The 12165-nt window shown below is 42.6% G+C and carries 12 protein-coding genes; 11 read left to right on the top strand and 1 reads right to left on the bottom strand.

Translation table 11 applies throughout. The features are described 5' to 3' along the window. Positions 1-13 precede the first annotated feature (13 nt). The 8 genes from J2X69_RS09440 (at position 14) to J2X69_RS09405 (ending at position 8191) form a co-directional block, all read left to right on the top strand. Entirely contained in the window at positions 14-1369 is a 1356-nt protein-coding gene (locus J2X69_RS09440) for an NfeD family protein (protein WP_310102075.1), read from the top strand. 22 nt (positions 1370-1391) lie between these two features. Beyond that, complete coding sequence (locus J2X69_RS09435) at positions 1392-1766, top strand: cyanoglobin (RefSeq protein WP_310102072.1); 375 nt, start codon at positions 1392-1394, stop codon at positions 1764-1766. Continuing rightward, a complete protein-coding gene (locus J2X69_RS09430) occupies positions 1759-2490 on the top strand; it encodes a lysophospholipid acyltransferase family protein (RefSeq protein ID WP_310102067.1) in 732 nt (243 codons plus the stop codon). The genes J2X69_RS09435 and J2X69_RS09430 overlap by 8 nt, the downstream gene beginning before the upstream one ends. Next, positions 2487-2774 carry an Asp-tRNA(Asn)/Glu-tRNA(Gln) amidotransferase subunit GatC gene (gene gatC / locus J2X69_RS09425; RefSeq protein ID WP_310102064.1) on the top strand — a complete coding sequence of 96 codons (288 nt, stop codon included), beginning with the start codon at positions 2487-2489 and terminating at the stop codon, positions 2772-2774. Before J2X69_RS09430 ends, gatC begins: the two co-directional genes overlap by 4 nt. 45 nt (positions 2775-2819) lie before the next feature. After that, positions 2820-5564, top strand: coding sequence for a hypothetical protein (locus J2X69_RS09420; protein WP_310102061.1), 2745 nt, complete (start codon positions 2820-2822; stop codon positions 5562-5564). 76 nt (positions 5565-5640) lie between these two features. Continuing rightward, positions 5641-6357, top strand: coding sequence for an ABC transporter ATP-binding protein (locus J2X69_RS09415; protein WP_310102058.1), 717 nt, complete (start codon positions 5641-5643; stop codon positions 6355-6357). A gap of 177 nt (positions 6358-6534) precedes the next feature. Then, positions 6535-7083: a cob(I)yrinic acid a,c-diamide adenosyltransferase gene (locus J2X69_RS09410; protein WP_310102055.1), complete on the top strand. Its 549-nt coding sequence runs from the start codon at positions 6535-6537 to the stop codon at positions 7081-7083. A gap of 40 nt (positions 7084-7123) precedes the next feature. Further along, positions 7124-8191: a branched-chain amino acid aminotransferase gene (locus tag J2X69_RS09405; protein ID WP_310102052.1), complete on the top strand. Its 1068-nt coding sequence runs from the start codon at positions 7124-7126 to the stop codon at positions 8189-8191. Between the two features lie 56 nt (positions 8192-8247). On the opposite strand, the gene J2X69_RS09400 is transcribed toward J2X69_RS09405, so the two are convergent. After that, complete coding sequence (locus tag J2X69_RS09400) at positions 8248-8631, bottom strand: GreA/GreB family elongation factor (protein WP_310102049.1); 384 nt, start codon at positions 8629-8631, stop codon at positions 8248-8250. A gap of 589 nt (positions 8632-9220) precedes the next feature. Here J2X69_RS09400 and J2X69_RS09395 point away from each other — a divergent pair. From J2X69_RS09395 to J2X69_RS09385, 3 genes are all read left to right on the top strand, one after another. Continuing rightward, positions 9221-9727: a hypothetical protein gene (locus J2X69_RS09395; RefSeq protein WP_310102048.1), complete on the top strand. Its 507-nt coding sequence runs from the start codon at positions 9221-9223 to the stop codon at positions 9725-9727. 66 nt (positions 9728-9793) lie between these two features. After that, positions 9794-10895, top strand: a protein-coding gene (prfB, locus tag J2X69_RS09390; protein ID WP_310102044.1) for a peptide chain release factor 2 whose coding sequence is annotated in 2 segments (ribosomal slippage) — positions 9794-9853 and positions 9855-10895 — 1101 coding nt in all. Because the reading frame shifts where the segments join, the coding sequence is not laid out codon by codon here. A gap of 48 nt (positions 10896-10943) precedes the next feature. Then, on the top strand, positions 10944-12131 hold the full coding sequence (locus J2X69_RS09385) for an MFS transporter (RefSeq protein ID WP_310102041.1): 1188 nt from the start codon (positions 10944-10946) through the stop codon (positions 12129-12131). Positions 12132-12165: the final 34 nt, after the last annotated feature.

Here is a 12165-nt window from a genome sequence, read left to right as displayed (position 1 = left end):
TCTGCTATCCCAAATGAAAATCTATTTCAGCACACTACTCATCTTTCTTTTATTTTCCAGTCAACTTGTTCTGGGACAAACTGATACCGGAATTGACAAGAAGGTTTTCACTTTCAAAATCGATACGGATATTGATCCGGCGATGACCCGCAGGGTAAAATTGGCACTGGAGAAAGCCGAACAAGACAAAGTGGATTTGATTATAATTGAAATGGACACGTATGGTGGGGCTGTAAATGATGCCGATGAAATACGGACAATAATTCTCAATTCAACAACTCCCATATATGTCTTTATAAATAAGGATGCCGCATCTGCGGGTGCACTGATTTCCATAGCTACAGACAGCATCTATATGGCTCCGGGTGCCAGCATAGGAGCGGCAACAGTAGTAAATGGTACAGACGGAGCGGCAGCACCTGACAAGTATCAATCCTACATGCGCTCCATGATGAGAAGTACAGCCGAAGCCAAAGGAAGAGATCCTAAAATAGCTGAAGCAATGGTTGACGAAAAAATAGAGATTGAGGGTGTATCTGAAGCCGGCTCTGTGATCACATTTTCTGTTACCGAAGCAATAAAACATGGCTTTTGTGATGGGCAATATGCTTCGATTCAAGCTATTCTAGCCGCTCAAAATCTTGCAGATGCTCAGGTTATTGTGTATGAACCTGATCAAATAGAACAGATAATCGCATTCTTCCTAAATCCTGCTGTAAGCGGTTTTTTAATACTGATCATTATTGGAGGCCTGTATTTTGAATTGCAAACTCCCGGTGTCGGATTCCCTATTCTCGCCTCTGTGATCGCTGCCCTACTTTATTTTATCCCATACTATCTCAATGGACTTGCTTCCAACTGGGAAATTTTGGTCTTCGTGATAGGAGTGGTTCTGTTAGCTGTGGAGCTATTTATTATCCCTGGATTTGGAATATTTGGAGTCTTGGGAATTATAGGGATTCTCACAGGTTTAGTTCTCGGAATGATCCCAAATCAAAATTTCAACTTTGATTTTGTACCTGCTGCCGATCTCTTTACGGCCTTGCTCACGGTAATATTGGCTGCTATTGCCTCCGTCGGGCTGGTCTTCTGGCTAACGCCAAAAGTCAATGAATGGGGGGCGTTCAAAACGATCACACTCGCTTCAACCCAGCAGAGAAGCGAGGGCTATACGTCTTCTTTCTATGCAGATTCGCTCAAAGGCAAAATCGGACTGGTACATTCACGACTCAGACCCAGTGGGAAAATCGAAATAGACGGAGACATCTATGACGCCTATTCCAGAGGTGAATTTATTGATCAGGGAGAAAAAATCATCGTCATTTCCACTGAAGGTACTTCGCTGAAAGTAAAAAAATGGGAGGCTTGATAGAATTTGGTATGTTTGCGCCATGAATACGGCTCAGACGATATACGACCTAGTCGGCGAAGAACAAATCCGCTTACTCGCTAAGTTTTTCTATCAGGAAGTGGCAAAAAATGAGTCTCTCAAAAAACTGTATCCCGAGGATTTACAGCCTGCAGAAGAGCGCCTGTTCCTATTTTTATTGCAAGTATTCGGAGGACCTCAGACCTATTCTGAGCACCGGGGTCATCCAAGACTGAGGATGAGACATGCCAAGTGGAAAATAGATGCAACTATGCGTGACCATTGGATGAATGCGATGCTAACAGCCATGGATCAGCTAGATCTTGAGACTTCTGTCTCTGAGGCTATGATAAGATACTTTGTACAAGCTGCAAATCACATGATTAACCATGGTTAACCTCCTTGCCAGACTGTATTCTATCTATGCAGCCCTGATTTTTGTTTTAAGTTTTCTGGTCATTTTCCCCTTTATCCTGATTTGTATTTGGATTCCCGGATGGAAAAAATATGGGCGAAAAATCAACCGATATTGGGCCAAGGGATACTTCGTCTGCATTTTCCTACCTGTAAAAATCAGGAAAAGCGAAAAGATAGAAAAAGACAAACCCTATATTTATCTGGCAAATCATTTTAGTTACCTAGACATCGCCATGATGGGATTGATCCCGGGTGACGTGCTTTTTGTAGGCAAAGCTTCCATCCGCAAAGCCCCGTTGTTCGGTTATTACTTCAAAAACCTTCATATAGCCGTGGATCGGGACAGACTGAAAAGTAGAGCAGAGACGATGAAACGCACTGATGAAGCGCTTAATTCGGGTAGCAGTGTGATCATTTTCCCTGAAGGAGGAATCTTTACCAAAAGTCCCCCTGAGATGATCCCTTTCAAAAATGGAGCTTTCCGTCTGGCGAAGGACAAACAAATCCCGATTATACCTGTCACTTTATCCTATAATCATCTAATTTTGCCGGACGACGGGAAGTTGTTGCTTCACTGGAGATCAGCCAAGATGGTTCTCCATGAGCCCCTACTTCCCGAGGATTGGGATTCTGAAAAAGCACTGAAAGAAAAGTGCTTTCAAGTAATTCAGTCTCAACTCGACCTAGACAACTCAAACACATGAAAATAGACACCAATTCAATCAAAAAAATTGCTCACTTGGCTAGATTGGAATTTGACGAAAGCAGTGCCGAAAAAATGTCAAAGGACATGAGTCAAATCCTCGACTGGGTCGAGCAATTAAATGAAATTGACACTGAGCATGTAGAACCGCTAACCACCATGTCTTCAGAAGTAAATGTAATGCGTGAAGATAAAATAGGACATCAGCTGGATCATGAATCCGGACTGAAAAATGCTCCCAAAAGGGACTCAGACTACTTCCGTGTACCAAAAGTAATGGAGTAAACTTAGTTGAAAAACATTTTGAACAACTCAACCCTTTTAAAAATTTTGCCCCTCCTATTTATCATTTCAGGGGGGCTTTTTGCACTATATTATCTGATTTTTGATCCTCAGCCCTATGTAAATATCAAGGCGGGATCGTTTCTGGACACTGTTCCGATTCCGTTTGACTGGGTTCAGATAGGCCCTATTTCTTTTCCGATTCGGGTAGACAATTACCTCATTTTTCAGGAATTCAAAGCGCTGGCACCGCAAATTCACCGGAGCGAATCGCTAATCTATGCCCTTATTGTATGGCTAGGGGTCGTATCTGTTCTGACTTTGCTTACCGAATTCAAAAAAGTGTACTTCACCGTCGGAGGTATAGTCTGGATTGCGCTGCTCACCTTTAGTAATTTCAACGGGCTAAATATAGGAGGCTTAAATGCCAACTACCCCTTGCTAATTTTATTGGGAGCAACATTGGTCCCCATGATCTATTTTCACCTCTGGGGCCAGCGAATTCCGTTAATGATCAGATGGCTAATTTCCTGTGCTGTCATATTCTCGGCTTTAGCGCTACTTATTACACAGAGTCCAATACCAGCTCCGGAGATGTATCTGGCTGAGCATTCTTTGACAATTGGCTTTGGACTTGCACTTGCCTGGGTCTTTTGGAACGGGCATGGGATACTTTCCGGAATTTATATTTTACTTGCCCGAGCCAATCGAAATCTCACTCTGAACATCACCGTTCAAATAAGCCTTTTAGTCTTCCTCTACTTAGGGATTCTTTTTTGTATCCTTCTAAACTTACAAGGGGAGCTAGGTTCCCTACTTCCTGTTTTCTCTCCCCTATTCCTACTTTTACCTCTTGGATTGTTTGGATGGATTTCCATTGGAGAAAAAATAGAACAAAGCGATGGGTTAGTTGCAAATTCTACAGTCCTTAAAGCACTCCATTTACTTGGATGGGGGCTGGCATTATGGTTAGTCTGGAAACTGAAGCTATCAGGAAATCAGCCGGCAGAGGAATTTTTCAAGCATATGTTGATCTATTCCCAACTTGGCTTCTCCTTATTTTTCTACATTTACCTTTTGGCGAATTTCATGTCTGTGATGAACTCAGGCAAAGCTGTAGAAAAAATCCTTTACAAGCCCTATTCACTAGTCTATTACCATATTAGACTGGGTGGCTTAATTGTAATTCTAGTCGTCACCACCTATACTGACGGAATAGTCGGAGTGCAGGCCAATGCCATGAGCAGCAATATTCTTGCTGACTATTACTATCAAACGGACAAGAAACTAGAGGCTAGCATTCTGTATGAAAATGCCTGGATGCGCTATCGCAAAAACCCCAAAGCCAAGTTCCTTACAGCCAAACTATTGCTGGATCTCAAGCAGCCTACTTTGGCTAAGCAGCATATGGTAGAGAGTTTTTCCGAAGCTCCGCAAGTGGATAATATCCTACTCCTAAGCGATAGATTACATCAGGAAAACGACGTTTTTGGAGCTATCTATTATTTGGAAAGAGGGCTTTCGATTTTCCCTAACGAGCCGCATTTGGCCAATAATCTAAGTTTGCTTTATGTTAAAGCCAACAAGTCGGGGGACGGATTGGAACTGATGAAAACTACCCAAAGCGTAAACCAAGTCTTGAGGTCAAACCTTACAGCTCTAAAAACCAAACTGGGACAACCCGAAGTATTCCCAACCCAACCTTCAGATTTGATCTCTCAGATCAACGAGCTTTCTGCATCCAATGCTTTAGGCAATGTCCCTTCTAAAGAGCTTGTGCTATCCATAAGAAAAAAAATGCAGACTGAAGACTCCCCTATGCTGATCAATGCCGGATGGAGAAATCTAATGTCTGAGATCAAAAGAGATAGCCCGGATGCGGACTTGAAACTGTTGGATAGTCTGGGGCAAAAATCCGAAATGGCAGAGTATCTAATGGATCTTCAGGAAACTGCCGTAATTAGAAATTTGTCAGCAGGCAGGGTAACTGAAGCAGTAAAAAACCTTAATGGATTGGCCTTTAGAAACCCAAATGATGCGGCTTACTATTTGCAACTCTCCGGAAATATTTTAGCCCAAAATCTGGATTTCCAAAAAGCAGCCAATGAATTTATAGCGGCAGAGGAAAAAGGCTTTCAAGGATTCGAAACCCATCACTGGAGTATTTTTGGACTTGCCGGAATGCCAGACAAAGCAGTGGAGATCCGGGAAAAACACAAAGTCCTCTACCCAACATACCTAACAGACGAAGGTCCGATTGTACCAGAATATCTGAAAATGATCAGCAGATTTCACGAAAGTTCTGCCCAAAATCTATTGTCTCAATGGCGTACAACTGAGGAATCTGCGCTGAAAACGGACATAGCAATCCGTATCATAGCCCATAAGGCACATGGGTTGAATCAGGATGATCTGAAAGAATTGGGAAACTTTATTTCCGATAAAATAGGTTCTCAACCAGAGCTTGAAGCCTTTATAAGCAACCCTGATCTGAAGAACAAAAATTCGGTAGACGCCTTTGTTTCTTGGATCAAAGCTAGTGATAAGCTGACAGCAAACCCATACCTTAGCCCATTGATTATAAGTGAAATAGAAACAAAAAGTGATCCATTGGACCAATATGAAATCTTGAATTCCGCTACTGAATTTAATCATGACCCCATCTTATGGACCAAGAAAATCAAGGCGGCAAGGGAAAGTGGACTCGATAGGTATGCCAATGAATCCTTAGAACTTTTAAAACAATGGATAAGCCCGGAAGAGCTTACAAGCCTTCAAAACGCAAACTATTGACTTACATTAACGTTTTTTGTATGGGCGGAAATTAATTTTCCACACCAAAACAGTAACTTTAACAAAACCCCCAGCCATGACGAAAATCATAGAAACCCACGAGATCAACAAAACCTACAGAATGGGCTCTGAAATTATTCAAGCTCTTAAGTCTGTGTCCATTTCGGTAAACAAAGGGGAATATGTTGCTTTTATGGGACCTTCAGGTTCGGGCAAATCTACCTTGATGAATATCATCGGCTGTCTGGATACGCCTACTTCGGGAACTTATGTATTGAACAACAAAGATGTTTCCGACATGACCGAGAATGAGTTGGCTGAAATCAGAAACAAGGAAATCGGATTCGTCTTTCAGACTTTTAACCTATTACCTAGAGCAAGTTGCTTAGAAAATGTAGCACTTCCATTGGTCTATGCAGGCATGAGCAAGTCTGATAGGGAGGAAATCGCTTTTCAGGCATTGACTAACGTGGGTCTTGGCGACAGAACGAAACACCGTCCAAATGAGCTTTCCGGAGGTCAGAGACAGCGTGTTGCTATTGCCAGAGCTTTGGTGAATACGCCAAGTATTATTCTTGCGGATGAGCCTACGGGTAATCTGGATTCAAAGACCTCCTATGATATTATGGAGCTTTTTCATGAACTACACTCCAAAGGCAACACCATAATCATGGTCACGCACGAAGATGACATCGCCCATTATGCTCACAGAATCGTAAGATTACGTGATGGATTGGTGGAAACGGACACAATAAATCCGAATCCTACCCGCGGTGTTGCATTGCATGTCTAATCACACCTTATAATTACAAATAGATTCTTATTTTTGTCCTACGAGAATCAAGGGCAATGAGATGAAATCGAGCATGTCGAATACGACACACAACTTGTCCCGAACTTGCTTCGGGAGAGGGATGATTATAATGCATGCGAGATTCCATGTGGCTATTGAAGAACAAATTATAATCACATGAAAATCTATACCAAAACAGGCGATCAAGGAACCACATCATTGTTGGGAGGAACACGTGTCCCTAAATCTGACTTGAGAATTGACGCTTATGGAACCGTAGATGAGCTCAACTCATATATTGGCTTACTCCGTGATCAGGCTGTAAATGACAAAAGAACTGATTTCCTGAAAGAAATACAGGACAGGTTATTTACACTTGGCGCAGACTTGGCCACTGCCCCGGGTAAAGACAAAGTAAAAAAACCGGATTTACACCAAGCAGATATAGAGATGCTGGAGCAGGAAATGGATCAAATGCAAGACTTGCTCCCTCCTCTCACGGCTTTTATCCTCCCAGGTGGACATCAATCCGTTTCATTTTGTCATATTGCGCGTACAGTCTGCCGTCGGGCAGAACGAATCGCAGTTGAACTGACTTCTTTAGAACCTGTATCTGCATTAGTCATACAGTATCTAAATCGTCTCTCCGACTTTCTTTTTGTACTGGGCCGAATGATGGCTTTTGAACTCAAAGTGGATGAAGTAACCTGGAACCCCAGAAAATAATAATTAGCTACCTGGCTCAGCCAGACTAAAGGCAAAACCAATGAAGACACAACTTGCCCTACCGATAACTAAAGTTCAGAACTCTAGATTAGCGGAAACAGATTTTTCCAACCTAGTTTTTGGACGCACAATCAGCGATCACATGTTTGTTGCGGATTACAAAGACGGGGAATGGTCTGACCTTAGGATCGAACCTTATGGTCCGCTGAGCCTAAATCCTGCCAATGCCACGTTGCACTATGGTCAGTCAATTTTTGAAGGAATGAAGGCTTATCGAAACGATGACGGAAAAATCTTGGTTTTTCGGGCTGATGCAAACTGGAGAAGACTAAATGAATCTGCCGATCGCATGTGCATGCCTCAGCTTCCTGAAGAAATCTTTATGGATGGACTTACCCAATTAATTGATCTGGACAGAGATTGGGTACCAACGGCAAAGGGCGCTTCTCTTTACGTGAGACCATACATGTTTGCCACGGATGATTACATTGGTGTAAAACCTTCCGATACATACAAATTCATCATCCTCACTTGCCCTGTAGGCAACTATTACAATAAACCTGTCAGTGTGAAAGTAGAGACCACCTTCACGCGGGCGACTGAAGGAGGAACAGGAGCTGCAAAAACTGCGGGCAATTACGCCGCTTCACTTTATCCTGCACTGCAAGCCCAAAAAGCAGGGTATGATCAGCTTCTCTGGACTGATGGAAAGACCCACAGCAAAATCGAAGAAAGCGGAACGATGAACATCATGTTCAAAATCAACGGAAAACTGATCACAGCACCCACAAATACGGGAACGATATTGAAAGGGATCACCCGAGATTCAGTAATACAACTTGCAAAAGACTGGAATGAACCTCTGGAAGAAAGATTCCTGACTGTTTCAGAACTTGAAACAGCACTGATAGACGGAACTCTTGATGAAGCCTTCGGGACAGGTACAGCTGCCACTATCGCCCATGTACAGCGAATCAACGTAAACGGTAAGGATTATATGCTACCTGCGAAATCTGATGATGCATTCTCGCACAGAGTACTCGCAGAATTAGATGGAATAAAATACGGTCAAGTAGTCGATCCTCATAATTGGATTATTTCAATCTAAAAAACACTCGACCTGAACTGAAAAAAGGCTGTCTATTTAAAATAGACAGCCTTTTTTCATGCATGTTCATGAGCACGTACCCGAAGAATTTTTAGTTTTTTCAATCCTCCGGGCATAACCCATTCTATTTCCATGCCTTCCTGAAAACCTATAAGCGCAACTCCTAAAGGGGAAAGTATAGAGAGCTTCTTTTCAGCAAGATTACCATGCATCGGCAAAGTCAACTGAAAATCCAACAGTTTACCCGAACCGACATCCTGTACTTCAAAATGAGAATTAATGCGGATTACCTGGGGTTCAATTTTGGAATCAGGTACTTTTTTGGCTAGTTCTATCTCTTTTGCCAGCATAGAAATCTCCTTGGTTATTAAATGAGAAGGAGTGTTTACAATCAGTTCTTTGATTGTTTCATAGTCTGATTTTGTGAGAATTGGCTTCATGGTTGTTATAAAATAAATAAGTGATTCCGAGCAAATCCTGCTCAGGCAAAATGAAAATGAGTAAGTGTGGAAACATTGCCCTACTTACGTAATAATAAAAATCACTGAGGGCTATGAAATAAAGGCCTTATTCTTTTGGCAAAATGCACATATCTCCAATCTACCGGCAGGAGCTGCAGGAAAAATCGGCTGGAGGATATGGAATTGAGTTAGAATCAATTTAACAAAAATTTGCGCAAATGTACTCTTGATAGCTATTGTTGCTACTTACCTTTATATTGAAATAGGTTTTACGCATCTAGGTTCTTTATGGTTTAGATTTAAGGAACTTAAACTCCATTTTCCCGTGATATCTATAACAATAGTCGGAACAGCGTAGAAAATCACGTATTCTTTGAAAATTTAACAAGTGAACGAAAAAATTCTTTCAAATTTGTTTTTATTTAGCCTAATGAAATCGAGCATGTCGAAGGCGACGCACACTGGGATGATTATCCTGCATGCGACCTGCCTGCCGCAGGCAGGGATTCCATCCCGTTTCCTTCGTCACGGGACAAGTTATGGCCTTTGAAAGACAAAATATAAACAGATGAAAAGCCTTATAACCCTTTTGCTGATTTTTAGCGCACAATTCTCCTCTCTTGCACAAGGAACAGATTTTGTCATTCTTAAAAGGGGGGCGAAACAAAAGTCCCAAATTCGCTTTTACCCCGGAGAAACAATAACTTATAAAAGCACAAAAATTGATTACTTCGTCACGGATGTTATCAAAAGCATAGACCAGAACTACATCTACCTCAGTGAAAACATCCTTTCTCCGGAGAGTATTACTGAGATAGACATTCGGGATAAAGACCGTAGAAATGGCACCTTGAGAGCTCTTAATGTTTTAACCCTTGGTGCCGGTGTAATATTACTGGGAGCTGAGTCTATCAACAGCATATACCATGGCAATGAATTCTCGGTAAGTAGCGGAGTGGGGCTTGCTTCAGGGATTATATTGGGAACAGGAATAGCAATGCTTCCCATACGCTACAAAACATTTAAAAATACCGGACGAAACAAGATCCAGCTTATACAAATGCGAATGGAATAATGGAGGATTATTGGTATAAACAGATATTTTTTCGGACTTTTGCACCTTAAATTTTAACCTAGACAGATGACTTCAGAACAACTGAAAGACTTGAAAGCCCGCACATCGGCTTTGAGGAGGTATCTTTGACTACGATCGTAAGAAAGCAGAAATAGAAGACCTAGAGGCCGTATCGGCCCAGCCTGATTTTTGGAACAACCCGGAAGAGGCAGAAAAAAGCATGAAGCAGATTCAAGCCCGTAAGGCTTGGACCGGTGCATTCGAATCTCTCAATAAAATCATCGAGGATCTCGACGTTTTGTTTGAGTTCTACAGCGCGGACGAGGTTTCTGAGGAAGAAATCAAAGCTGAGTACATCAAGGCTGAGGCTGAGGTGCAAGAGCTGGAACTGAAGAAAATGCTCTCTTCGGAAGAGGATCAGCTGAATGCAGTATTGGAAATCAATCCGGGAGCCGGAGGAACAGAAAGCAATGACTGGGCCTCGATCCTCATGAGAATGTATATCATGTGGGGTGAGAAAAACGGCTACAAAGTGAAGGAAGTAGACATGCAACCCGGGGAAGTAGCCGGTATCAAATCCTGTACACTGGAATTTGAAGGGCCACTGGCCTATGGATTTTTGAAATCCGAGACAGGTGTTCACCGATTGGTTCGTATTTCTCCATTTGATTCCGGAGGGAGAAGACACACCTCGTTTGCCTCAGTCTATGCCTATCCCGAAGTGGATGATTCGATTGAGATCGAAATCAATCCGGCAGATGTGGAATTGCATACCTCCAGATCCGGTGGAGCAGGTGGACAGAATGTAAACAAGGTGGAAACCAAAGTTCAATTGACTCATAAGCCTACCGGAATTGTGGTGGTTTGTCAGATCGAACGTTCTCAGCTGGCCAATAGAGAAAAGGCAATGCAAATGCTGAAATCCCGTTTATTTCAGATGGAATTGGAAAAGAGAAATGCGGAAATCGCAAAGATCGAATCTTCCAAGATGCGTGTGGATTTTGGATCACAGATCCGAAATTATGTCCTCCATCCGTATAAGTTGGTAAAAGACAACCGGACCGGACATGAGACCTCCGACACCCAGCATGTTCTGGACGGCGGATTGAATGAGTTTATGAAAGCCTTCCTACTAGCTCAAAGTGAAGAGCAGGCAAGCAAAGAGTAAGATGAGGCCGGGGTTATAATCCTGGCCTCATTTCCTTTTAGGATCCCCATGAAGACAAAGACCTCTTTTTTCACAGTAGATTTTTCTATACTCTGTTTGAGCTCCTTTCTGTTTTTCTCTTCTTTCAATATGATTATCCCAGAACTTCCGGCGTATCTGACCTCGTTGGGTGGAGAAGATTACAAAGGATTTATCATAGCCCTGTTCACGCTTTCAGCCGGACTGTCAAGACCTTTCAGTGGCAAGCTAGCTGACAAAATCGGAAGAATCCCCGTAATGATGATCGGTGCCAGTGTTTGCTTTGTTGTTGGCATGCTCTACCCCTTACTCAGTTTCGTAGGCGGATTTCTATTTCTGAGGTTCGCACATGGATTCTCTACCGGCTTCACTCCTACCGGGGCATCAGCATATGTCGCAGATATTGTCCCGTATCAAAAAAGAGGCGAGGCGATGGGCTTATTTTCATTATTCGGTTCTATGGGAATGGCTGCTGGACCAGCTATTGGAGGGTGGCTGGCTACGGTACTTTCCATAGAAGCAGTTTTCTATGTCTCAGCCTTTACCGCTATATTTTCAATACTTATATTATTGAAGCTCAAAGAAACGCTACCAAACAAACAACGGATTTCATTGAGCATGCTTCGGTTGAAAAGGGATGAAATCATAGAAAAAAGGGTGCTTCTGCCGGCTGGAATTTTTTTTCTATGTGCTTTTTCTTTTGGAGTGGTACTTACAATTATTCCGGATTTCTCCACTTACTTGGGCATCGAAAATAAAGGCCTTTTCTTTGGCGTATTTACCCTTTCCTCATTGGGAATTAGACTCTTGGCAGGAAAGACATCCGACAGATACGGGCGGGTTCCTGTAATGCGGGCAGCAAGTGCAACGCTTGTCTTCGCGATGGCTTTGATAGCCTTCTCAGAAAGCAAATTTGCTTTATTGGGCTCAGGTATTCTTTTTGGATGCGCAGTAGGCATGTACAGTCCTACCACTGCTGCATGGGTGGTAGATCTTTCGCTGGATCAGTTTAGGGGACGTGCCTTGGCGACGATGTATATCGCTTTGGAAGCCGGTATAGGAATAGGTGCGCTAGTCTCAGGTTTTTTGTTTGCAAATAGTCCCGAGAACTTCAGGTTGGTATTTCTTACCAGTTCAGGCATTGCAGGGCTTGCTTTTGTTGCTTTGCTTTTTGTGAGAAAGAATCGGAGCATAGCGATAGATCAAGAGGTGATTTAATGGGTGTTAATAAGTTCCCCGCTGATTGCCGCTG

Origin of the sequence: Algoriphagus sp. 4150 (assembly GCF_031457395.1) — a bacterium.
In the GTDB taxonomy this organism is placed as follows: domain Bacteria; phylum Bacteroidota; class Bacteroidia; order Cytophagales; family Cyclobacteriaceae; genus Algoriphagus.
This window is presented reverse-complemented; position numbering and strand designations above follow the sequence as displayed.

Coding starts and splice junctions, on each gene's coding strand:
- J2X69_RS09440 (WP_310102075.1), top strand. CDS start 14: ATGAAAATCTATTTCAGCACACTACTCATCTTTCTTTTATTTTCCAGT.
- J2X69_RS09435 (WP_310102072.1), top strand. CDS start 1,392: ATGAATACGGCTCAGACGATATACGACCTAGTCGGCGAAGAACAAATC.
- J2X69_RS09430 (WP_310102067.1), top strand. CDS start 1,759: ATGGTTAACCTCCTTGCCAGACTGTATTCTATCTATGCAGCCCTGATT.
- gatC (WP_310102064.1), top strand. CDS start 2,487: ATGAAAATAGACACCAATTCAATCAAAAAAATTGCTCACTTGGCTAGA.
- J2X69_RS09415 (WP_310102058.1), top strand. CDS start 5,641: ATGACGAAAATCATAGAAACCCACGAGATCAACAAAACCTACAGAATG.
- J2X69_RS09410 (WP_310102055.1), top strand. CDS start 6,535: ATGAAAATCTATACCAAAACAGGCGATCAAGGAACCACATCATTGTTG.
- J2X69_RS09405 (WP_310102052.1), top strand. CDS start 7,124: ATGAAGACACAACTTGCCCTACCGATAACTAAAGTTCAGAACTCTAGA.
- J2X69_RS09400 (WP_310102049.1), bottom strand. CDS start 8,631: ATGAAGCCAATTCTCACAAAATCAGACTATGAAACAATCAAAGAACTG.
- J2X69_RS09395 (WP_310102048.1), top strand. CDS start 9,221: ATGAAAAGCCTTATAACCCTTTTGCTGATTTTTAGCGCACAATTCTCC.
- J2X69_RS09385 (WP_310102041.1), top strand. CDS start 10,944: ATGAAGACAAAGACCTCTTTTTTCACAGTAGATTTTTCTATACTCTGT.